Source organism: Stenotrophomonas sp. YJH_SMC_82, assembly GCF_059368875.1.
Genome location: NZ_JCAFSE010000003.1, coordinates 399034 through 421593 on the forward strand (window position 1 = coordinate 399034; position 22560 = coordinate 421593).

At 67.8% G+C, this 22560-nt stretch carries 16 protein-coding genes; 11 read left to right on the top strand and 5 right to left on the bottom strand.

The features are described from left to right. Positions 1-36 precede the first annotated feature (36 nt). Positions 37-1095: a LacI family DNA-binding transcriptional regulator gene (locus AC5P53_RS14550; RefSeq protein ID WP_014647205.1), complete on the bottom strand. Its 1059-nt coding sequence runs from the start codon at positions 1093-1095 to the stop codon at positions 37-39. 92 nt (positions 1096-1187) lie between these two features. On the opposite strand from AC5P53_RS14550, the gene AC5P53_RS14555 reads away from it, so the two are divergent. The 7 genes from AC5P53_RS14555 to AC5P53_RS14585 are packed head-to-tail and all read left to right on the top strand — an operon-like array spanning position 1188 to position 13218. After that, positions 1188-3362 carry an alpha-glucuronidase family glycosyl hydrolase gene (locus AC5P53_RS14555; protein WP_111205718.1) on the top strand — a complete coding sequence of 725 codons (2175 nt, stop codon included), beginning with the start codon at positions 1188-1190 and terminating at the stop codon, positions 3360-3362. Next, positions 3359-5347 (top strand): sialate O-acetylesterase, encoded by a 1989-nt coding sequence (locus AC5P53_RS14560; protein ID WP_241886852.1) that lies wholly within the window; start codon positions 3359-3361, stop codon positions 5345-5347. The genes AC5P53_RS14555 and AC5P53_RS14560 overlap by 4 nt, the downstream gene beginning before the upstream one ends. 53 nt (positions 5348-5400) lie before the next feature. Continuing rightward, on the top strand, positions 5401-7095 hold the full coding sequence (locus AC5P53_RS14565; protein WP_134808878.1) for a glycoside hydrolase family 43 protein: 1695 nt from the start codon (positions 5401-5403) through the stop codon (positions 7093-7095). Beyond that, a complete protein-coding gene (locus AC5P53_RS14570) occupies positions 7092-9785 on the top strand; it encodes a glycoside hydrolase family 3 protein (protein WP_241886851.1) in 2694 nt (897 codons plus the stop codon). The genes AC5P53_RS14565 and AC5P53_RS14570 overlap by 4 nt, the downstream gene beginning before the upstream one ends. A gap of 59 nt (positions 9786-9844) precedes the next feature. Beyond that, positions 9845-11329 carry an MFS transporter gene (locus AC5P53_RS14575; protein ID WP_049439691.1) on the top strand — a complete coding sequence of 495 codons (1485 nt, stop codon included), beginning with the start codon at positions 9845-9847 and terminating at the stop codon, positions 11327-11329. Positions 11330-11345: 16 nt separating this feature from the next. Beyond that, on the top strand, positions 11346-12383 hold the full coding sequence (locus AC5P53_RS14580; RefSeq protein WP_241886850.1) for a glycoside hydrolase family 43 protein: 1038 nt from the start codon (positions 11346-11348) through the stop codon (positions 12381-12383). Continuing rightward, positions 12373-13218, top strand: a complete 846-nt coding sequence (locus tag AC5P53_RS14585) for an aldose epimerase family protein (protein ID WP_041863456.1) — start codon at positions 12373-12375, stop codon at positions 13216-13218. The genes AC5P53_RS14580 and AC5P53_RS14585 overlap by 11 nt, the downstream gene beginning before the upstream one ends. 113 nt (positions 13219-13331) lie before the next feature. Here the strand turns inward: AC5P53_RS14585 and AC5P53_RS14590 are convergent, their stop codons facing one another. From AC5P53_RS14590 to ptsP, 4 genes are all read right to left on the bottom strand, one after another. Next, positions 13332-14585 (bottom strand): carbohydrate porin, encoded by a 1254-nt coding sequence (locus AC5P53_RS14590; RefSeq protein ID WP_142234746.1) that lies wholly within the window; start codon positions 14583-14585, stop codon positions 13332-13334. Positions 14586-14598: 13 nt separating this feature from the next. Then, entirely contained in the window at positions 14599-16305 is a 1707-nt protein-coding gene (locus AC5P53_RS14595; RefSeq protein WP_241886849.1) for a PTS fructose transporter subunit IIC, read from the bottom strand. Positions 16306-16391: 86 nt separating this feature from the next. After that, positions 16392-17348, bottom strand: a complete 957-nt coding sequence (locus AC5P53_RS14600; protein WP_241886848.1) for a 1-phosphofructokinase — start codon at positions 17346-17348, stop codon at positions 16392-16394. Further along, complete coding sequence (gene ptsP, locus AC5P53_RS14605; protein ID WP_241886847.1) at positions 17345-19855, bottom strand: phosphoenolpyruvate--protein phosphotransferase; 2511 nt, start codon at positions 19853-19855, stop codon at positions 17345-17347. Before ptsP ends, AC5P53_RS14600 begins: the two co-directional genes overlap by 4 nt. Before the next feature lie 157 nt (positions 19856-20012). Here ptsP and AC5P53_RS14610 point away from each other — a divergent pair, with 157 nt between their 5' ends. The 4 genes from AC5P53_RS14610 (at position 20013) to AC5P53_RS14625 (ending at position 22557) form a co-directional block, all read left to right on the top strand. Next, on the top strand, positions 20013-20996 hold the full coding sequence (locus tag AC5P53_RS14610; protein WP_014647193.1) for a LacI family DNA-binding transcriptional regulator: 984 nt from the start codon (positions 20013-20015) through the stop codon (positions 20994-20996). Positions 20997-21088: 92 nt separating this feature from the next. Next, positions 21089-21709 (top strand): hypothetical protein, encoded by a 621-nt coding sequence (locus tag AC5P53_RS14615; RefSeq protein WP_227863764.1) that lies wholly within the window; start codon positions 21089-21091, stop codon positions 21707-21709. Positions 21710-21790: 81 nt separating this feature from the next. Then, the gene (locus tag AC5P53_RS14620; RefSeq protein ID WP_049439705.1) at positions 21791-22201 is read left to right on the top strand and encodes a Rap1a/Tai family immunity protein; all 411 of its coding nucleotides are present in this window, start codon (positions 21791-21793) and stop codon (positions 22199-22201) included. Positions 22202-22323: 122 nt separating this feature from the next. Further along, complete coding sequence (locus AC5P53_RS14625) at positions 22324-22557, top strand: metallothionein (protein ID WP_142234742.1); 234 nt, start codon at positions 22324-22326, stop codon at positions 22555-22557. The last annotated feature ends 3 nt before the right edge of the window (positions 22558-22560 follow it).

Consider the following 22560-nt stretch of genomic DNA (forward strand, 5'->3'; position numbering starts at 1 on the left):
TACTGCGCAGGCGCAGGCATGAGGGCGGGGCCTTCGCTACCGGCGCGTGGGCGGTGCGGCTACCGAACCGCGTGCGATCAGCCGATGCGGCATCACATGTTCGCGCAGCACCGTTGCGTCCCCCGCAGGCCGGCGGATGGTGCGCAGCAGGATGTCGATGGCCGCGTTGGCCATCGAGGCGATGGGCTGGTGGATCGTGGTCAGTTCCGGCCACACGGTGGTGGCGGCCGAGGTGTCATCGAAACCCACCACCGACAGGTCGCGTGGCACTTCCAGCCCGCGCCGATGCGCCACGGAGATGGCGGCGGCGCCCATGTCGTCGTTGCTGGCGAAAATCGCGGTCGGTGGCCGGCGCTGGGACAGCAGCTTCTCGGCCGCTGCCAGGCCGGACCGGTAGGTGTAGTCACCGTGCTGGACCAGGCCGGGCTCCACCGCCAGCCCGGCCTCGCGCAGGGCGGTGACGAAGCCGTCGTAGCGGAGCGCACTTGCGCTCAGGTCATCGCGCCCACGGATGAAACCGATGCGGGTGTGTCCCTGCCGGAGCAGGTGATCGGTCATTTCCCTGCCCGCACTGAAATCGTCGATGCGGACGCAGGACAGGGCCTCGCTCAGGCGACCCGATGCGATGGCCACCACCGGAATGCCAGCCTTGACCAGTTCGCTTACGGCGGCCTGCGATTCGCACAGCGGCGGCGGCAGGATCACGCCGTCGACGCGTCCGGCGAGCGCACGCGCCGCCCTGCGTTCGGATTCGGCATCCAGGTTGTCCCAGTAGTCGATGACCAGCTGGATGGCGGAACTGGAGGCGACGCGCAGCAGGCCCACCAGCAGTTCGCGCAGGTAGGCGCCGCTGGGGTTGGTGTAGATCAGCGCAATGCGCGTGTGCTGTGCAGCGGCCAGCGAACTGGCGGCAAGATTGGGCGTATAGCCCAGCTCACGCACGGCGCGCAGCACGCGCTCGCGGGTGACGTCGCGCACCTTGCCCTGGTTGATTACCCGCGACACGGTCATCGGCGAAACGCCGGCAAGGGCCGCAACCTCGTCGATCGTCACGCCTGCGGTTCTGCGGCGAACCGATTTCTTCGGCTTGTCCAATGCACGATCCCTTTGTTCTTGGTGGCGCTGCCGCGCGGGTGCGAAGGACGATGATGCGCTGCCCCGGGCCCGGACGTAGTCTACAAAGGCGCATGTTAACGCCGTTGTTGCGCGCTGTCGGCACGCAGCTGTGGGCCCTGCTCGTGCTGCTGGCCTGTGTTGGCGGGGCACGGGCGGAGGATGGCTATGCGCTGTGGATGCGCTACCAGCCGGTTGCCGCAACGGTCGCTGCCGATTACCGCCGGCAACTGGCCGAAGTTGTGGCCCCGGATCGCACGCCGATGCAGCGCGCCACCCGCGACGAGCTTGCGCGCAGCCTCCCTGGATTGCTGGGAGCGGCGCCGCCAATGCGAACGGCAATCAGTACCGAGCGTGCCCTGGTGCTGGGCACGCCGCAATCTTCGACACTCGTCGCCGCGTACGGCAACGAGATCGCCACGTTGGGCAACGAGGGGTTCCTGATCCGGCGGGTCCGGATCGAGGGGCGCGATGTGCTGCTTGTGGCGGCACGCCAGGATGTCGGCGTGCTGTATGGCATGTTCCATCTGCTGCGCCTGCTGCAGCGTGGCACCCCGCTGCAGGCGCTGGATGTGCGTGAGTCGCCGCAGGTCGCACTGCGTGTGCTCAACCATTGGGACAACCTGGATCGTTACGTCGAGCGTGGCTATGCGGGCAGCTCGCTGTGGGACTGGCAGACGTTGCCGCAGTGGCGTGACCCGCGCTACACCGACTACGCCCGTGCCAACGCCTCGCTCGGCATCAACGGCACCGTCCTCAACAACGTCAATGCCAGTGCGCTGAGCCTGTCGCCGGCCTATCTGGCCAAGGCCGCCGCGCTGGCCGACCTGTTCCGGCCCTATGGCATCCGGGTCTACCTGAGCGCGCGCTTCAGTGCGCCCATCGAGCTTGGCGGCCTGGCAACGGCTGATCCGCTGGATCCGGCTGTGCGGCGCTGGTGGCGCGACAAGGTCGATGAGATCCATGCGCGCATTCCGGATTTCGGCGGTTTCCTGGTCAAGGCGAACTCGGAGGGGCAACCCGGCCCGCAGGATTACGGTCGTTCCCATGCCGACGGCGCCAACCTGCTGGCCGAGGCACTGGCGCCCTACAACGGCGTAGTGATGTGGCGCGCCTTCGTGTACTCGCACCAGGTTCCCGAAGATCGCGCCAAGCAGGCGTACAGCGAGTTTGTCGGGCTGGACGGTGCCTTCCGCCCCAACGTGATCGTGCAGGTGAAGAACGGTCCCATCGACTTCCAGCCGCGCGAGCCGTTCCATCCGCTGTTCGGCGCCATGCCACGCACGCCGCTGATGATGGAACTGCAGATCACCAAGGAGTACCTGGGTTTTGCGACGCACCTGGTGTACCTGGGAACGCTTTACGAAGAAGTGCTGCAGGCCGACACCCATGCACGTGGCGAGGGCTCCACGGTCGCCCGCGTGGTCGACGGCTCGTTGGAAGGTCATGCACTGACCGGCATCGCCGGCGTTGCGAACATTGGCGTAGACCGCACCTGGAGCGGCTCGCATTTCGACCAGGCCAACTGGTACGCGTTCGGGCGACTGGCATGGAATCCGCAGCAGTCCGCGCGCGGCATTGCCGAGGACTGGGCCGCGCTGACCTTCTCGCCCGACCCGCAGGTGACCGGCCCGATCGTGCGGATGATGATGGACTCGCGCGAGGCGGCAGTGGACTACATGACGCCGCTCGGGTTGCATCACCTCATGGCACGCGGCCATCACTACGGTCCCGGCCCCTGGGTGGACGGCGGCCCGCGTGCGGACTGGACGTCGGTCTACTACCACCGTGCAGACCGCAACGGCATCGGTTTTGACCGCAGCGCAAGCGGAAGCAACGCCGTGGGGCAGTACTTCCCGCCGGTTGCCGGGGTTTATGGTGATCCGGCGCGGGTGCCCGAGTCGCTGCTGCTGTGGTTCCATCACGTGCCGTGGGACCGCCGCATGCGCTCGGGCAGGACGCTGTGGGACGAACTGGTCGGGCGCTATTCGCGGGGTGTGCGCCAGGTGCAGTCGATGCAGGCGACCTGGGCGGGCCTGCGCGATCGGATCGATCCGCAGCGGCACCAGCAGGTGGCGGCGTTCCTGCAGATCCAGCGCGAGGAAGCGCAGTGGTGGCGCGATGCCAGTGTGGCGTACTTCCAGTCAGTCAGCGGCCGACCGCTGCCGGCGGGAGAACGGCCACCGCCACAGCCGTTGTCGTACTACCAGGCGTTGCAGTTTCCTTTCGCACCCGGAGATGGGCGATGAACCGGTTCGGATGGTCCGCGCGCGCGGCGGCGTTGATGGTGCTGGCGTGGCTTGCCGCACCGGTGGCGGCCGGCGATACGACGGGTTTGCTGCACCCGCTGTTCCAGGACCATGCGGTCCTGCAGCGCGACCGGCCGATCACCGTCTGGGGCCAGGCAAGCCCTGGGCAGGCGGTATCGGCCACCTTCGCGGGCCAGGCGGTGGCCACACAGGCCGATAGGGCAGGCCGCTGGCAGGCCATGTTCCCCGCCATCGCCGCAGGCGGCCCGTACACCCTCGAGGCAACCGCCGGGACCCGGCGTGAGACGGCGCGGGATCTTCTGGTCGGCGACGTCTGGTTGTGCGCGGGGCAGTCGAACATGGAGCTGCCGGTCTGGCGCTCGCTCAACGCAGCCAGCGAGATCGCCTTGGCCACGCTGCCACGGATCCGGCTGTTCAGCGTGCCGAAGGACGCGGCCGTGCAGGCGCAGGAGAGCTTCAAGGGTGACCCTGGATGGACGCGGGCAACGCCCGATTCGGTGCGCGGTTTCTCTGCAGCCTGCTTCTATTTCGCCCGCGAACTGCAGCGCACGGTTGCCGTACCGATGGGGCTGATCCAGGCAGCGTGGGGCGGCTCGCGGATCGAGGCCTGGACCAGTACCGATGCCCTGCGCGGGCAAGGTGGCATGGACGAGGCCCTCGATATTCTCGCGCGCTCTGCCCGTGATCCGCTGGAGGCACGCGCAGCCTGGGGCCGCCACTGGCAGCACTGGTGGGAGACGCGCGAAGGGGCGCTGCCGGGCGACGCACCTTGGCGCGCGGATACCGATGACCGCGCATGGTCGCACGCACCGGCCACACTGGGCGCATGGGAGCGGTGGAACGAGCCCGCGCTTGCCGATTACAACGGCATGGTCTGGTATCGCACGCAGGTGGTGCTGAGCGCTGAACAGGCTGCACGCGGCGCGACCCTGGAGCTGGCATCGGCCGACGAGGTGGACGTGACCTGGGTGAACGGGGTCGCCGTCGGCAGCCAGTACGGCGCCGGCCAGAGGCGCTATCCGTTGCCGAGTGGCCTGTTGAAGGCGGGATCCAACAGCATTGCGGTCAACGTGCTGGACACCTACGGCGAAGGCGGCCTGGCCGGCCCCTCAACGGCATACGGCCTGCAGTTCGACAACGGCGAGCGCGTGGCACTGCAGGGCCTCTGGAAATACCGGGCGGCGGCGGGCCAGCAGGCGCCGCCTTTCGCGCCATGGCAGGCCGCCACCGGGCTGTCGACGCTGTACAACGGGATGATCGCACCGCTCGGGGGCTTCGGGCTGCGCGGCATGCTCTGGTATCAAGGTGAATCGAACACCAGCGATGGTGCGGCGTATGCGATGCGGTTGCGTGCGCTGCGCGAGGACTGGCGGCGGCAGTTCGGTGCGCGCACGCCACTGCTGCTGGTGCAGCTGGCCGGCTACGGCCAGCCGCCGGTTGTGCCCGCCGCCAGCGGTTGGGCGCAGGTGCGTGAGGCGCAGCGGCGCGTCGCCGCCGAGGATGCGCGGAGCGGGCTCGCCATTGCCATCGACATCGGCGACGCCTACGACATCCATCCGCCGAACAAGCAGGAGCTCGGGCGCCGCCTGGCGCGCGTGGCGCGCCACGTGGTGTACGGCAAGCAGGACGTGGCGCCGTCGGGTCCGCGAGCGGTAACGGCCGTGCGGACGCCCGCTGGCGTGGCCATTGCGTTCGAGGATGTCGAAGGCGTGCTCACCGCGACCGGCGCGCTGCGTCCGATTGGTTTTGAACTGTGCGGGACCAGGGGTGATGCCCGCCACTGCGACTACGGCGACGCCGAACTGGATGGGCGCCGGATCCTGCTGCGCGGCCCGCTGTCGACGCACGCAACGCATGTCCGCTATTGCTGGGCCGATGGCCCGGTGTGCACGCTACGCGACCGCAGCGGGGCACCGGCAGGCCCGTTCGAACTTCCCATTGCCGAAGCCGAGACGCGACGATGATGACGTTGTCCAAGCAGTCCCCTCCGGTCCGCGACAGGGCCGGCCTGAGGTCGATGGCGCGCCACCTGCTGGCGGCGGCACTCCTGCTGTCGGCCGCAACCAGCCCGGCCAGCGCGCCGCCGGACGCACCGCCGGTGTACTTCGACTGGTTCGAATACCGCGGCCACGACGCGGCCTTCGACACGCCGCTGCCGGCCGGCCACTACCGCAATCCGGTGCTGGCCGGCTTCCATGCCGATCCCAGCATCGTGAGCGCGAACGGCCGGTTCTACCTGGTCAATTCCAGCTTCACCTATTTCCCGGGCATTCCGGTGTTCGAGAGTGCCGACCTGGTTCACTGGAAGCAGATCGGCAACGTGATCGACCGCGCCACGCAGCTGGATTTCGACGGACTGAGCGTCTCGCGCGGCATCTTCGCGCCCACCATCGAATACCACGATGGGGTCTTCTACGTGGTGACCACGGCCACCGACAGTGGCGGCAACTTCATTGCCACCGCGCGCGACCCGGCCGGTCCGTGGTCCGATCCGCACTGGCTGCCCGGCATCGATGGCATCGATCCATCACTGTTCTTCGATGACGACGGCAAGGTGTACCTGGTCAACAACGATGCACCGCCCGGCCCGCCGCGCTACGACGGGCACCGCGCCATCTGGATGCAGCAGATCGATCTGGCTGCCTTCAAGCCGGTCGGGCCGCGCCGGGTGCTGGTCGACGCGGGCGTGGAGCCGGCGAAGAACCCGATCTGGATCGAAGGACCCCACATCTACAAGCGCCAGGGCTGGTATTACCTGTCCGATGCCGAAGGCGGCACCGGGCCGCAGCACTCCCAGGTGGTGCTGCGCAGCCGCACCGTGTGGGGCCCGTATGACCCCTACGCGGGCAATCCGATCCTGACCCAGCGCGAGCTGCCCGACGACCGACCGTTGCCGATCACCAATGCCGGCCATGCCGACCTGGTCGAAGGCCCGGACGGTTCGTGGTGGGCGGTGTTCCTGGCCAGCCGCAACTATCAGACGCGGCACTACAACACCGGGCGCGAGACCTATCTGCTGCCGGTGCGCTGGCAGGACGGCTGGCCACGGATCCTGCCGGCCGACCAGCCCATCCCCTATGTGGTCAAGGCGCCGTCGTGGATGCAGGGCGAGGCATCCCAGGCCCCCTCGACCGGCAACTTCGTCGAGCGCGACAACTTCGATGGCCCGAGGCTCGATCGCCAGTGGCTGCGCGTGCGGGTGCCCAAGCACGCCTGGGCCGACCTGGCCACGCGCCCGGGAATGCTGGCCGTGCACCCGCTTGCCGAGGATCTGGACACGCTGCGCAATCCCGCGTTCCTTGGCCGACGCCAGCAGCACCTGCGCTTCGAGGCGAGCGCCGCGATGAGCCGGCCGGGGCCTGGCGTGGCGGCCGGCCTGGCGGCGTTCCAGAGCGAGGCGTACTGGTACTTCCTTGGCGTTCGCAGCCTTCCGGACGAGCGACTTTCGCTCTTCCTGGAAGTTCGTGATGGCGGTGGCAGTACGCGCATCGTGGCGACCCGCGAGGTGCGGGCACCGGACGCGTTGCGCCTGAAGATCGACGGCAACGAGGGCGACTACGCGTTCTCGTTCGATACCGGCGACGGGCAGGGCTGGCAACTGCTTGCAGGCAAGGTGGATGGCACCGTTCTGAGCACGGACCGGGCGGGCGGCTTCGTAGGCGCACTGCTGGGTCCCTTCGCGCGCGATGAGCGCACCGGGAGAAGCAAATGAGGCTGTCGCTGTCGTCCAACGCCCGTCGCCGCACGTTGCGCCGCGGGCTCACTGTGTTCGTTCTGACCTGCATCGCGGCGGCCGCATCCGCAGCCGCGCCGCGGCCCTGGCTGGACGTTTCGGCCAGCTTCGAGCAACGGGCTGCCTCACTCGTCGCGCAGATGACGCTGGATGAGAAAGCCGCGCAGATGCAGAACGCCGCGCCGGCAATCGAACGCCTGGGTGTGCCCGCCTACGACTGGTGGAATGAGGGACTGCATGGCGTGGCACGGGCAGGGCAGGCCACGGTCTTTCCGCAGGCGATCGGCCTGGCCGCGACCTTCGATGTGCCGTTGATGGGGCAGGTGGCCACGACGATCAGCGATGAGGCCCGCGCAAAGCACCACCAGTTCCTCCGCGAAGGCGCGCACGGCCGTTACCAGGGGCTGACCTTCTGGTCGCCGAACGTCAACATCTTCCGCGACCCGCGCTGGGGCCGCGGACAGGAAACCTATGGCGAGGACCCGTACCTCACCGCGCGCATGGGCGTGGCCTTCGTACGTGGCCTGCAGGGCGACGACCCCGTCTACCGCAAGCTGGACGCCACCGCCAAGCATCTGGCCGTGCACAGCGGGCCGGAGGCCGACCGCCATCACTTCGATGCACGGCCCAGCCGGCGCGACCTGTATGACACCTACCTGCCGGCATTCGAGGCGCTGGTCAAGGAGGGCGACGTCGATGCTGTGATGGGCGCCTACAACCGCGTGTACGGCGAGTCCGCCAGTGCCAGCCGTTTCCTGCTGCGCGATGTGCTGCGACGCGACTGGGGCTTCAAGGGCTACGTGGTCTCGGACTGCTGGGCCATCGTCGACATCTGGAAGCACCACCATATCGTGACCACGCGCGAAGCCGCTGCGGCGCTGGCGGTCAGGAATGGCACCGAGCTGGAATGCGGCCAGGAGTACGCCACGCTTCCGTCAGCCGTGCGTCAGGGTTTGATCAGCGAAGCGGAGATCGACGATGCGGTGACCCGTCTGTTCACCGCACGGATGCGCCTGGGCATGTTCGACCCGCCGGAGCGGGTGCGCTGGGCGCGCATTCCGGCCTCGGTGAACCAGGCCCCGGCCCATGATGCGCTGGCGCTCAAGGCCGCGCAGGCGTCGCTGGTGCTGCTGAAGAACGACGGCATCCTGCCGCTGTCACGCGACATCAAGCGCATTGCCGTGGTCGGACCCACTGCCGACGACACCATGGCGCTGCTCGGCAACTACTTCGGCACACCGGCCGCGCCGGTCACGATCCTGCAGGGCATACGCGAGGCGGCCAAGGGCGTCGAGGTTCGCTATGCCCGCGGCGTGGACCTGGTGGAGGGCCGCGACGATCCCGGTGCCACGCCGTTGATCGAGCCGACCTTCCTGCGGCCTTCGGCGGACTCGCCCGAGCGTGGCCTGCGTGGCGAGTACTTCCGCACGCCCGACCTGTCCGGTACGCCGGCCCTGGTGCGTACCGACGCGCAGATCGGCTTCCGCTGGGACCGCGGCTCGCCGACCGACAACCTGCTGGCACGCGGCGAAGCGGCACCGGGGCAGGGGATCCCGAACGACCGCTTCAGCATCCGCTGGAGCGGCCAACTGCTGCCACCCGTGTCCGGCCGCTACCGGCTGGAGGTGGCCGGCGATGATGGCTACCGCCTGTATCTGGACGGGAAGCGCGTGATCGATCACTGGGTGAACACAGATCGCCTGCATGCCGAGGGCATCGAACTGGAGCTGCAGGCCGGGCGTGCCTACGCGCTGACGCTGGAGTACTACGACGACGAGCGCGATGCCGGCGTGCGCCTGGGCTGGCGCATGCCCGGCGCCAAGGCGCCGTTCGATGAAGCGCTCGATGCCGCACGCGAAGCCGATGTGGTGGTGTTCGTCGGTGGCCTTACCGGCGATGTCGAAGGCGAGGAAATGACGGTCAACTATCCAGGCTTTGCCGGTGGCGACCGTACCGACCTGCGGTTGCCCGCGCCGCAGCGCACCCTGCTGGAGGCCCTGCACGCTACCGGCAAGCCGGTGGTGATGGTGCTCACCGGCGGCTCGGCGATCGCCGTGGACTGGGCGCAGTCGCATCTGCCGGCGATCCTGATGAGCTGGTACCCCGGGCAGCGCGGCGGCACCGCCGTCGGCCAGGCGCTGTTCGGCGACGTCAATCCCGCCGGCCGGTTGCCAGTGACGTTCTACAAGGCCAGCGAAGCGTTGCCGGCATTCGACGACTACGCCATGGAGGGCCGCACCTATCGCTACTTCCGCGGCACGCCGCTTTATCCGTTCGGTCACGGTCTGTCGTACACGCGGTTCGACTATGGAACGCTCCGCCTCGATGCAGGCAGCCTCCGCGCCGATGGCCGCCTGGGCGTTGCGGTCGATGTGACCAACGCAGGCACGCGCAGCGGTGACGAGGTGGTGCAGCTGTACGTGCGGCGCGAGCAGGCTGGCAGCGGCGATGCCGTGCAGGAGCTGCGTGGCTTCCAGCGGATCCATCTGGCCCCGGGCGAACACCGCACGGTGACGTTCACCCTGGAGGCAGCGCAGGCCCTGCGCCACTATGACGAAGCGCGCGCCGCGTATGAGGTGCGGCCCGGTGCCTACGAGGTCAGGGTGGGGGCGTCCAGTGCCGATGCACGCGCGCAGGGCAGGTTCACGGTGGTGTCCGCGCATGACTGATCGCTCTCGCCGGCATCGATTTCCCTCCGCCCAGATCCCTTTTCCAGGACGTCCGCTGCATGGCAAGCACTGAACACGCGCTATCGGTACGCGAGAAGCTCGGCTACAGCCTGGGCGATCTCGCCGCCAACCTGATCTTCCAGACCCTGATCACCTACCTGGCGTTCTTCTACACCGACGTCTACCGCCTGCCAGCTGCGACCGCGGCCACGATCATCTTCGTGGTGGGCCTGCTGGGTGCGTTCGTGTTCACGCCGTTGATCGGCATCGCGGCTGACCGGACGACCACCCGTTGGGGCCGCTTCCGGCCGTGGATCCTGTGGACGGCCATTCCTTTTGGCGTACTGTCCCTGCTGGCGTTCAGCACGCCGGACCTGGGCGAGCGCGGAAAGGTGATCTATGCACTGGCCACCTACGCGCTGCTGGTGTGCGTGTACGCAGCGAACAACCTGCCGTACTCGGCGCTGAGCGGCGTGCTGACCGGCAGCATGGCCCAGCGCAACAGCCTTTCGGCCTACCGCTTCGTGGCCGTGATGATCGCGCAGTTCATCATCCAGGTGCTGCTGATGCCGCTGGTGCTGATCCTGGGTGACGGCGACCGGGTGCGCGGCTTCGAGCAGGTCATGACCGCATTCGCCATCATCGGCACGGCGTTCTTCCTGATCACGTTCGCCACCACCCGCGAACGCATCGTGCCGACGCGCGAACAGACCGGCGGCATAGTGCAGGACCTGTCGGACCTGCTGCACAACCGTCCGTGGCAGGTGATGCTGGCCCTGACCGTGCTGGTGTTCATCAACCTGGCATTGAAGGGCGGTACCTACATCTATTACTTCCAGTACTACATGAGTGAAGCGGCGCTGGCCGGTTTCCTTGAAAACTCGGGGTTCAACGGCCTGGTCAGCGCGTTGAATGCTGCGCTGGCCAGCGCCGGCTTCGCGGCGTTCACCTGGCCGAAGGACGCGGCCACCTCGGCGTTCAGCCTGTTCAACGCGTGCGGCATCCTCTGCATGATCCTGGGTATCGGCGCATCGCGACGGTTGGCGGACCGCTTCGGCAAGCGCGACGTCTTCGGTGGCGCCCTGTTTGTCTCGACCCTGTTCCTGCTTGCCTTCTACCTGTTTCCACCCACGGCGGTGGCGGTGGCGTTCGGCGCCTTCATGCTGCATGGCTTCTGCTACGGCATCACCATCCCGTTGCTGTGGGCGATGATCGCCGACGTCGCGGACTACTCGGAGTGGAAGAACCATCGGCGGGCAACCGCGATCATCTTCTCGGCGATGCTGTGCGGGCTGAAGATCGGCCTCAGCGTGGGCGGCGCGCTGGTCGCCGCGATCCTCGCCCACTACGGCTACCAGGCCGGCCTGGCGCAGCAGCCTGAGGCCGTGGTGCAGGGCATCCGCCTGACCGTAAGCGTCTACTGCTCCCTTCCTTTCCTGCTCGCCGTGGCGCTGCTGGTCTTCTACAGGATCGACAAGCGCACCGAAACCCGCATCGAGCAGGACCTCCACCTGCGTCGCCGTTCCGCCGACGCCTCCGTGTAACCCCAAGATGACGACCATGATCGACCTCTCTGCCGGCGAAGACGGCCAGGCCAGCGAAGCCCGTCTTGCGCAGCTCACCGCGCACGCCATTTCGCAACCGCTGGTGACCCACATCTATACCGCCGACCCTTCGGCGCATGTGTTCGAGGGGCGCCTGTACATCTATCCGTCGCACGACATCGACGGCGGCCAGCCATTCGACGACGAAGGTGGCCACTTCGGCATGCAGGATTATCATGTGCTGAAGATGGATACGCCCGACGGCACGGCCGTCGATTGCGGCATGGCGTTGCATGTGCGCGATGTGCCCTGGGCCCGGAAACAGATGTGGGCCCCCGATGCCGCCTGCCGTGATGGCCGCTACTACCTCTACTTCCCGGCCAAGGATGCCGAGGGCCGGTTCCGCATCGGCGTGGCGATCGGTGCGCGGCCGGAGGGCCCGTTCGTGCCCCAGCCGGAGCCGATCAAGGGTGCGTACTCGATCGACCCGGCCGTGTTCGAAGACGAGGATGGCAGCCACTACCTGTACTTCGGCGGCATATGGGGCGGGCAGCTGCAGAAGTATCGTGACAACCAGTACAGCGAGGCCCACGAGGAGCCCGAGGGCAGCGCACCGGCGCTGGGCCCGCGCGTGGGCCGCCTGGATGCCGGCATGACCGAGCTGGCCGAACCCACCCGCGAAGTGCATATCCTGGATGAGCATGGCCAGCCGCTGCGCGCGGACGACCATGCGCGCCGCTTCTTCGAAGGTCCGTGGCTGCACAGGTACCAGGGTCGCTACTACCTGTCGTACTCCACTGGCAACACCCACCAGCTGTGCTACGCCATCGGCGACAGCCCGTATGGACCGTTCACCTACGCTGGCGTGATCCTCACCCCCGTGGTCGGTTGGACCACCCACCACTCCATCTGCCAGTTCGAAGGACAGTGGTACCTGTTCTATCACGATGCACTGATGTCCGGCGGCATCACCCACCTTCGCTCGGCCAAGTGCACGCCGCTGCACATGGAGCCGGACGGAAGCATCCGCACGATCAACCCGTATGGGGCCTGAGCGGATGCTGCCGGTGGATGATGCGCTGGCTCCGCTGCCAGCCGGCGAGCTGCACTGGCTGAGGTGCGGCGAACTGGAGGTTGCGTTCGCCGCAGGGGCGGGCGGGCGCGTGGCGCACCTGCGCTACCAGGGCGTGGAATGGCTGGTGGATGCGCAGCAGGCAGGCCCGGCGGCGATCGCGTGGGGCTGCTACCCGATGGTGCCGTGGGCCGGGCGCATCCGCCGTGGACAGTTCCATTTTGACGGCAGGCCGCATCGGCTGCCGCTCAACTTCGACGGGCATGCCATCCATGGGGTGGGTTTCTCGCGACCCTGGCGGATCGACCGCTTGGACGCGGCGGCAGCCCGGTTGTCGCTGGAGCTGCCGAGCGACGGCTACTGGCCTTTCGGTGGCGCTGCCGTGCTGGACCTGCAGTTGCAGGCTCACAGCCTGCAGATGGACCTCTCGGTCCAGGCCGGCGGCCAGGCGATGCCGGCGGTGCTGGGCTGGCACCCCTGGTTCCGGAAGCCGGAACGACTGCTGTTCAGTCCTCGCTCGATGTATCCGCGGGACAGGGAAGGTATTGCCACGCTGCCCCGCGTGGAGCCCACCACCGGCCCCTGGGATGACTGCTTCATCGCCGACGGTGACGTCACGCTGATACGCGAAGGCCAGCACCTGCGGCTGAGGTCGGACCACGACCACTGGGTGGTCTACGATGGTACGCCGCACGCCACCTGTGTCGAACCGCAGAGCGGCCCGCCAGATGGCTACACCCTGGCACCGCACCGGCTGGAGCCCGGCCAGCGCCTCGCGTTGACATTCGAACTGGCGTGGGCGGCGGACAGCACCTGAAACCCCGGCCAGGGCAGGCGATCACCCGGGTGCCGGGCGGTCGGTACGCCGCCTGGACCGGCCGTGGACCCGGTGCCTGACACGGGCCGCGCCCCAGGACCACCTGACATTTCCTACAGGTTCCAGTCGATCCGCATGCCCGCGATCAGCGCATCCGGCAGGTCGTGCTGGCGTGCGGGCTCATTGAACTGGTCGGGGTGCACGATGTAGTGCAGGTTCGGTGCAACACGAAGCTGCGGGGTGAGCTGGATGCCATAGCTCAGCTCCATCATCACCTGGCTCCCGTGCGGGGTGCCGCTGCCACCGGCTGCGGCGCGGGCGAGGCGCAGGTCTTCCAGCGCGATGCTGCTGTACTTCTGCTGGGTCACGACGAAAGCGATGCTGTCCTGCGGCCGCCGGGCGAACGTGCCTTTCTGCACCAGCCCGGCCTGCAGGAAATGATCCTCGATCAACTGGCCGGAGGTGCCCTTGAGCGCCGCACCGAAAAGGGTCAGGCCGCGGCCGGCACCATCACTGGTGAGTTGCTGCTCGAAGCGGGCGAACGCACCGGAGCGACCGTGACGCGTCGCGTACTCCTGGCCACTGAGCAGCGCGGGAATGCCGTTGGCATCGCGCAGCGGATCGCGATAGGTCGAGTTGTCCTGCCAACCACCGAGTTCGTAGCGGGCTTTCAGTCGTGCCGAAGCAGGGCTGCGCCAGCCGATCGTGTAGGGCACGATCCAGCCGGTGGCCTGGTTCGTATTCCACTTCAGGCCATGCTGGCCATCCTCGGCCTGGCTGGGATCAACCTGGTAGGCGCCGACGCGGACATAGACATCGGGCGTCACCCAGGCCGTGGCATCGGCCATCCAGCTCGATACCGGCCACCAGGTGAAACTGCTGGTGCGGAATACGTAGGTCGGGTTGCCACAGGCCGAGTTGCCCTGGAAGTACTGGCACAGGTCCGAACCCAGGTGGTGGATGTTGGCGACGCTGCGCCCTGCTTCCAGCACCAACCGGTCGTTGAACAACTTCTGTTCGAGGGTCAGGTTGGCCAGGCGCGTGCCCTGGCCGCCGTAGATTTCCTGCACCGAGGTGCTGTTGCCTGTACTGCTGTTGGCGAGATTGGTGCCATGGCGGTTGATGCCGTAGGCCTTGACCGTCGCACCTCGCCAGCCAAACGCCGCGTCCAGGTCCACGTCGGCACCGAACATCAGCTGGCCGGCATAGGCCGTGCCGCTGCGCTTGCCACCGTCGAGCGTGGCGGCCGCTTCGCCGGTGTAGGCGAGCTTCGGAGCGAAGACGTCGCTCGCGTCGGCGGCTGCGGCCAGTGATGGCAGGGCCAGCAGGATCACTGTCGGCAGCAGGCGGCGGGAAGGGGAGGTCATGGGCGGGTTCCTTTTACAGGGTGGGAGCCGTGACCGGCTTCTTGAGCACGCGCAGCGCGACCGCGGTGACGGCCACGCCGGCCACGAGTGCCAGCAGGTAGATGCCAAGGTGGGTGACTGCGTTCGGGATCGGCAGCACGAACACGCCGCCATGCGGCACCTTCAGTTCGACGCCTGCGGCCATCGAGATCGCACCGGCCACGGCAGAACCAAGGATCAGCGCCGGAATGGTGCGCAGCGGATCACGCGCGGCATAGGGGATCGCGCCTTCGGTCACGAAACTGAGGCCAAGCACGCCAGCGGCACCGGCCGTGCCACGCTCCTCGGCAGTGAAGCGGCTACTGAACAGCCATGTCGCCAGTGCGATACCCAGCGGCGGCGTCATGCCGCCGATCATCGTCGCCGCCATCGGCGTGTAGACCTGGCTGGAAATCAATGCGGTAGAGAAGGCGTAGGACGCCTTGTTGACGGGTCCGCCCATGTCCACCGCCATCATGCCGCCCAGCAGCAGGCCAAGCAGGATCGCGCTGCTGCCTTGCATGCCGCGCAGCCAGTCGGTCAGCCAGGCCAGCAGCCCAGCCACCGGCGTACCGATCACATACATCATCAACAGGCCGACCAGCAGCGTGCCCAGCACCGGCAGGATCAGCACCGGCTTGAGGCCTTCCAGGCTGCGCGGCAGGCGCAGCGCACGGTTGATCCAATGCACGCCGTAGCCGGCGATGAAACCGGCCAGGATGCCGCCGATGAAGCCCGCATCCATGTTGACTGCCACCAATCCCCCGATCATGCCCGGGGCGATGCCCGGGCGATCGGCGATGGAGTAGGCGATGTAGCCGGCCAGTGCCGGCACCATCAGCATGAAGCCGGACTTGGCGCCGATCTGGAACAGCGACCAGGCCAGCGTGCCCTTGTGTGCATCGTCGAAGGCATAGATGCCGCCGAGCGCGAACGCCAGTGCGATCAGCAGGCCGCCGGCAGTGACGAACGGCAGCATGAACGACACGCCGGTCATCAGGTGCTTGTAGGGGCCGGTGACCCTGGCCTTCTCGGTGGTGCGACCTGAAGCCACCCTGCCGGTCTGCACGCCAGCCTCGGCCAGCGCCTTGCGGATCAGGTTCTGGCCGTCATTGATCGCCGGCTTGGTGCCGCTCTTGAACAGGCGTTTGCCAGCAAAGCGCGACAGATCGACTTCGCGGTCGGCGGCGATCAGCACCAGGTCGGCGGCGGCGATTTCGTCGTCGCTCAACGCGTCCTGGGCGCCGACCGAGCCCTGGGTTTCCACCCGGATCGCGTGGCCCAGTGCCTTGGCCGCCTGCTGCAGGCCTTCGGCCGCCATGAACGTGTGGGCGATGCCGGTCGGGCAGGAGGTGACGGCGACGATGCGCTTGCCCGCGTCATCCCTGGAAGGGGGTGCCGATGCTGCGGCGAGCTGCGCCAGCACGGCGAGCGGGTCGTCCAGCACTTCACCGAGGCCGGCGCGCACGATCTGGGCATTGCCGAAGCGGGCGCTGTCCGCCTCGCCGTCACCCACCAGCAGCAGCTGCGTTGCGGCGGCAGCCTGCGCGTCGGACAGTGCCCCGGTCACGCCCTGATTGCTGCGGATTTCGATCGCCAATTCGACCCTTTGCTGGCGTGCGGCGCGGCGCAGCGCTTCGGCGGCAAGAACGGCCTCGATGCTGCGTTCGCCAGCGGCGATGACTACGGTGGAAGCTTGCATGGCAACTCCTGGAATTCTTCGGGTTCGTCCTTGCAGCAGGGGCCATCGGTGGCCCAAGGCCAGCCGCAGCCCCCTCTGCAGGGGTTTCAATCCAACCGCTCGATCAGTACATCGCCGGTCCACGCGCGCACCTGCGCCGGGTCCAGCCGTCGCGCGTCGCCACTCTCCAGCCGGCTCATCGAGAACGCCGTGGCCAGTCGCGCACAACCGGCCAGGTCGGGGGAGGGCTCCAACAAGGCGGCGGCGATGCCGGCGACCATGGCGTCGCCGGCACCGACCGTACTGCCCTGCGCCAGTCGCGCCGGTCGTGCGACCAGGGCGCCGCTGCGATCAATGAACAGCGCGCCGTCGGCGCCCATCGAGATCGCTACGAGTGCAACTCCGCGTTCGACCAGGGCCCGGCCCGCGGCGCGCAGGGCGCTGCGATCCAGCAGCGGCGTGCCGGCCCAGGCCTCCAGTTCAAGGCGGTTGGGCTTGACCGCGTAGGGCAGTGCACCCTGTGCACCACTCAACGCGGCGGCAAGCGCGTCGCCACTGGTATCCAGCAGTACGCGCGCGCCGGCGGCGCGCACCTGCGCCTGCAGTCGGGCCCATGCATCGGCTTGCAGCCCGGACGGAAGGCTGCCGGACAGCACCACCGGCAGCTGCGGCTGGAGCAGTGCGTCGAGTCGGCGCGATACCGCGTCCAGATCGGCGTCGCACAGTGACAGGCCGGGCAGGTTGATGTCGGTGGTCTCGCCGTTGGCATCTTCCACCAGCTTGATGTTGGTGCGGGTACGGCCCGGAATGCGCAGACACGCGTCTGCGATGCCCCGATCGGAAAACAGTGCGCTGAACACGCCGTCGTTGCCATCGCCGAGCACGCCCAGCGCAGTGGTCGGCACGCCCCAGTCTGCCAGGCAAGCGGCCACGTTGATGCCTTTGCCGCCGGCGTCGTCGCGGGAACTGCGGGCGCGATGCACGTGACCCGGTTGCAGGTGCGCCAGCCGCACGGTCTGGTCGATTGCCGGGTTCAGGGTAATGGTGACGGCGCGGGCGCTCATGCGCGCACTCCATCGAGGGCACGCACCTGCTCGGCGGTTTCGCAGTCCAGCGCCGTCGCAGCCAGCGTTCGCAGATCGGCCAGCGCGCTGCCACGCAGGCGTGCTTTCACGGCCGGGATGTCGTTCGGGGTCATCGACAGTTCGTCCACGCCCAGGCCGGCCAACAGCAGTGCGCCGAACGGATCGCCGGCCAGCCCGCCACAGACGCCCACCCAGCGCCCATGCAGTCGTGCGCCTTCCACCGTGGCGCGGATCGCGCGCAGCACGGCCGGATGCAGGCTGTCGGCCTCGGCGGCCAGCTCCGGATTCTGGCGGTCGATCGCCAGCACGTACTGGGTCAGGTCGTTGGTACCGATCGAGAAGAAGTCGGCGTGGCGGGCCAGCACATCGCTCTGCGCCGCAGCGGCCGGCACTTCGATCATGATGCCGATCGGTACCGCGGGCGCCTGCAGTGCTGCGCGCTGGCGCTCGCAGATGGCGCGCAGTGCGACCAGCTCGCTCACCGAGGTGATCATCGGGAACATGATGGACAGGCGCGCGCCGTCTTTCGCCGCGCGGTACAGCGCACGCAGCTGCGGTTCCAGCAGGTCCGGCCGGCGCAGCAGCAGGCGCGCGCCGCGCACGCCCAGGAACGGGTTTTCTTCATGCGGCAGCTCCAGGTGCGCCACCTGCTTGTCGCCACCGATATCGAGCGCACGCACGATCAGCGGGCGGCCGCCGAGTGCCTTGGCCATCGCCACATACGTGGTGTACTGCTCATCCTCGCTGGGCGTACTGCCACGTTCAAGGAACAGGAATTCGGTGCGCATCAGGCCGACGCCTTCCGCGCCTTGCTCCAGTGCCAGCGGCACCTGCTCGGGCAGGTTGACGTTGGCGCCGATGTCGATGCGGTGGCCGTCCGGCGTCTGTGCCGGCTGCGCACGTTGCGCCGCTTCACGCTCGCGGATCTGCTGCTGTTCGGCGATCCACGCCCGTGCCGAGGCGAGATCGGCCTCGGACGGAGACAGGTAGAGCCGCCCGCTGCTGCCGTCGATGATCGCCTCGCGACCGGCGCTGATCGCAAGCAGTTCGGCCCCCCCGGCGACCAGCGCCGGTAGGCCGAGGGTGCGCGAGAGGATGGCGGTGTGCGAGGTCGGCCCGCCCTGCGCGGTGGCCAGGCCAATCACGCGGGTAGTGTCGAGGTTGGCCGTGTCGGACGGCGACAGGTCCGCCGCGATCAGGATGCACGGGTGCGCGGGCAGGTCGGCCAGGCCGCCACCGGCGGCCGACGGATCAAGCTGTGCCAGCACTCGGCGGCCAACGTCACGCAGGTCGGCGGCGCGCCCGGCCAGCACCGGGTTGCCCAGCGCGGCCAGGCCCGAGGCGATGTGTTCGATGGCCTGGTGCCAGGACCATGCGACGCCATGGCCTTCGACCATCAGCTGGCAGGTACGGGTAATCAGGTCGGTGTCGTCCAACAGCGCGGCATGGGCCTTGAAGATGGCTGCGTCCGAGGCGCCAAGCCGGCGCTGGGTGTCATCCTGCAGCGCGGCCAACTGCTGGCGGGTACGTGCGAGCGCGTCCTGCAGACGCGCCCCGCCTTCGCCGAGCGGGGCCGGGCGGTCGGCGACCTCGGCCTGCGTGTTGGCCAATACATGCACCGGGCCGATTGCCAGCCCAGGGCTGGCACCGATGCCGACGATGGCAGCCTGTGCCTCGGGCGGATTCCAGCCTGCCACCGGCGTGGCCTTGCGTTGTGCTGCGCGTTCGGCGTCGGCCTTTTCCTGTGCCACCAGGTCCTCCATGACCCTGCGCAGCGCGGTCAGCAGGGCAGGGGCATCCGCCCCCTCGGCAGACACGCTGACGGCATCGCCATGACGCAGGCCAAGTTGCAGCAGCGCGACCAGACTCTTGGCGTCCGCTGCCTGGTCGCCGGCACGCACCTGGGCGCGGGCCGCAAAGCGGCGCGCCGTCTCTGCCCAGCGCGTGGCCGGGCGCGCGTGCAAGCCGCTGGGGTAGGCAATGGTCCAGTCAAAGCGCTCGGCCAGATCGGTGGCCGGTACCTGGGCGGTCGTGATCGCAATGTCGCCGGTCAGCGCGTTGACGATCTCACCCGCATCGGTGGTCGCAAACAGGCGCTGCAGCGTTGCCTCATCCTGGATCAGCCGGGTCAGGCGGCGCAGCAGGGTAATGTGGGTATCGGACTGGGCAGCGATGCCAACCACCAGACGGGTGACCTGCCCCGGATTCCATTCCACGCCTTCCGGCAACTGCAGCACGGCAATGCCATCGCGGCGCACCAGATGGCGGTCCTCGCCAAGCCCGTGCGGGATTGCCACGCCATGGCCGAGGAAGGTGTTGGCCAGCGCTTCGCGCCGTCCCATGCTGGCCTCGTACCCCGGCGCCACGCAGCCGGCCGCGACCAGCATCTGCGCGACCTGGGCGATCGCATCGGTCTTGTCCTGCGCCCGCGCGTCCAGGCGGATCAGTTCCCGGCTGACGGGGGAGGGGAAGGTCTGGGGCGACAAAGGGCGGCTCCGGCAAAAGGATGGCTGGGCATATTGGGAACGTTCCCACCGCCTATTTCAATGTGCACTGCACAAAATGCCAATAGCTCTTTGGCGTTAGCATTGTCCTGAACAGCCGCCGGGCCATGGCAGGCGCACTTTTCCGGGAACGTTTCCAATGAGTATCAGCATCAATGACGTCGCGCGTGTAGCGGGGGTATCCAAGTCCACCGTGTCGCGGGTGCTCGGGGGCGGCCCGGTCAGCGAAGAGGTTCGCGGCCGGGTCGAGGTGGCGATCCGCCAGACCGGCTATCGGCCGAACCTGCAGGCAAGGCGGCTGCGCTCCCGGCACACCGGCATCATCGGGTTGATCGTTGCGGATATCCGCAACCCGTTCTTCACTGCGCTTATCCGTGCGGTGGAGGAGGTCGCCTATCGCGAAGGCCTGCGCGTCACGCTCTGCAACACCGACGAAGACCCCGAGCGCGAGGCGCTGTACCTGCAGTTGATGCACGAGGAGCGCATCAGTGGACTGATCTTTGCGCCCACACGGACCACGGTGGGGCGGCTGGAACGGCTCACGCTGGACTTCCCGACGGTACTGGTGGACCGCGCCGCGGCCAGCGGGTCGATCGACAGCGTGGTGCTGGACAATCCCGCGGCGATGGGCGCCCTGGTCGAGCATCTCGTCGAGCGTGGCTATCGCCGCATCGGCGGCCTGTTCGGCAGCACCAGCACCACGGCGGCCGAGCGCCGCGACGGCTATCTTGCTGCGATGCGCACGCACGGATTGGAGCCGGATTACCGTGAAGTCGAGCCAACGGCCGAGGCCGCCATCGCAACGGTCGACCAATGGCTGGCCGGCCCTTCGCGTCCCGACGCGCTGGTCACCAGCAACAGCCTGCTGCTCATGGGTGCATTGAAGGCGGCACGCAGCGCCGGTCTCGCCATTCCAGGAGAGCTGGCGCTGGCAGGGTTCGACAACGAGCGCTGGACCGAGCTGGTCGAACCTGGCATTACCGTGGTCGAGCAGCCGGTTGAAGACATGGGGCGCGCTGCGATGTCGCTGTTGCTGGAACGCCTGCGCATGCCGGAGCTGCCCGTGCGCAGGCTGGTGATGACGGGAAGGTGCGTGGTGAGAGGGTCGACGGCTGGGCGATAGTCCGGCACCGGCCTGCGGCAGCCGCCAGATGTTGGCGGGTCATGCGTTGTCTGCTACAAGCCAACTGTACGCAGACACAGTGGAGGATCGCCTTGTCAGAGCCCTATTCAGCACTGCTCCGCCTGAAGATTTCCCACCACGATCTTTCCAGATGGCTGGCAGCGCCCGTGCCTTCATCATCCCGTTGGTCCGACTGGCGAGGCATCTCCGGGCAGTGGCGCATGGAAAACGGTCAATACCTTGCCTCGTGCAGCGACGAGGCGTTGGACCACCTGCTCGCGGATTGCCAGGCGCTGTTGGCCCGCTACCCCGACAATCGCGCCGCATTGAAGGCTTTCCTTGCCTCTGCACAGGCCGGGAATATCCAGATTGCCGCCTATGACCGCACTGCTACGCACTTTGTCGCGGGATCGCTGACGTATTCGGAGAGCCTTTACGATCTCATCGCGTTTCTTGCCGTGGCACGAGGCGCCGCCGACTTCCTGAAGGGGGGCGACGAAGGCGTGGCACTGATCCACGACTATCTCTGGGCCGAGGAAGGTGAGCAGGAGACGGTTGCTGCGATTGGGCTGGCCGGCCCCGGGGAATCCGGATTCCTGTCATCCGCAGACCTGGATGCCGCCACCGAGCCCTTCGAAACATTGGTGGAGGCCATGCTGGAAGCCGAGGACGACCCTGAGTTTCGTCCGCGCAACCAGCTTGATCGGCTTTGACCTCTGCCGCGTGGCGTCCATGAAAGCAACAGCCAGGGCCTCAACATGAAGAGACATCACCAACCCCAGGCGCGCCGCGTCATGCGTCGGCTCCTCGCACTTGGCCTCTGCGCGCTGGCTGGGTCCGCTTTGGCAGGAACAATGCAGCCGGTACGGACCTGGCTTGTCAGCGGCACGGAACTTATTACCCTCCTGCAGGGGAAAGGCGATGACGGGTTCTGCGACGGCGAACAGTGCCGGAGCCTGTCCAGCGCTCGCGCCAGCGGCTATATCCTGGGCGTCGCCGATGCCAGCCGCGGACAGTGGTGCGGGCAGCGCCAGATCCTTCCGCATGAACTGGTCGACCATGTGTCTTCCCATCTCCGGCAACTGCCCCGCGAGCGATTGCAGCAGGATGCGTCGCCACTGGTTGTCGAAGGGCTGCGCACGGCGTTTCCCTGTGGTCGCGGCACACCACGTGGCAACAGTGCCGAGCCCGGCAATGACCAATGAAGCACGCCGCGCCCGCTTGGCGACGATGCGGACGTCCTACACCCTCGCGACACGGTGCATTCACGGCCACCGACATTCGCGCTCGCCACACTGCATGTTCCTTCCACAGCACGAGGTGCCCCATGGCTACCTGTGATGTCTGCGGCAACAACTACGACAAGAGCTTTACCCTGCAGCAGGGCGGGCGCAGCGGCACGTTCGATTCGTTCGAGTGCGCGATCCACGCATTCGCACCCCGCTGCGCACACTGCAAATGCGCCGTCATTGGGCATGGCGTTGAAGGAAATGGCCAGATCTTCTGCTGTGCACATTGCGCCGGTCATGCCGGCGTACAGGGTATATCCGACCGGGCCTGAGCT

Bases quoted from the DNA above. Each gene is read 5' to 3' on its own strand.
- AC5P53_RS14555 (WP_111205718.1), top strand. From the start codon at position 1,188: ATGTTAACGCCGTTGTTGCGCGCTGTCGGCACGCAGCTGTGGGCCCTG.
- AC5P53_RS14560 (WP_241886852.1), top strand. From the start codon at position 3,359: ATGAACCGGTTCGGATGGTCCGCGCGCGCGGCGGCGTTGATGGTGCTG.
- AC5P53_RS14565 (WP_134808878.1), top strand. From the start codon at position 5,401: ATGGCGCGCCACCTGCTGGCGGCGGCACTCCTGCTGTCGGCCGCAACC.
- AC5P53_RS14570 (WP_241886851.1), top strand. From the start codon at position 7,092: ATGAGGCTGTCGCTGTCGTCCAACGCCCGTCGCCGCACGTTGCGCCGC.
- AC5P53_RS14575 (WP_049439691.1), top strand. From the start codon at position 9,845: ATGGCAAGCACTGAACACGCGCTATCGGTACGCGAGAAGCTCGGCTAC.
- AC5P53_RS14580 (WP_241886850.1), top strand. From the start codon at position 11,346: ATGATCGACCTCTCTGCCGGCGAAGACGGCCAGGCCAGCGAAGCCCGT.
- AC5P53_RS14585 (WP_041863456.1), top strand. From the start codon at position 12,373: ATGGGGCCTGAGCGGATGCTGCCGGTGGATGATGCGCTGGCTCCGCTG.
- AC5P53_RS14590 (WP_142234746.1), bottom strand. From the start codon at position 14,585: ATGACCTCCCCTTCCCGCCGCCTGCTGCCGACAGTGATCCTGCTGGCC.
- AC5P53_RS14595 (WP_241886849.1), bottom strand. From the start codon at position 16,305: ATGCAAGCTTCCACCGTAGTCATCGCCGCTGGCGAACGCAGCATCGAG.
- AC5P53_RS14600 (WP_241886848.1), bottom strand. From the start codon at position 17,348: ATGAGCGCCCGCGCCGTCACCATTACCCTGAACCCGGCAATCGACCAG.
- AC5P53_RS14610 (WP_014647193.1), top strand. From the start codon at position 20,013: ATGAGTATCAGCATCAATGACGTCGCGCGTGTAGCGGGGGTATCCAAG.
- AC5P53_RS14620 (WP_049439705.1), top strand. From the start codon at position 21,791: ATGCGTCGGCTCCTCGCACTTGGCCTCTGCGCGCTGGCTGGGTCCGCT.
- AC5P53_RS14625 (WP_142234742.1), top strand. From the start codon at position 22,324: ATGGCTACCTGTGATGTCTGCGGCAACAACTACGACAAGAGCTTTACC.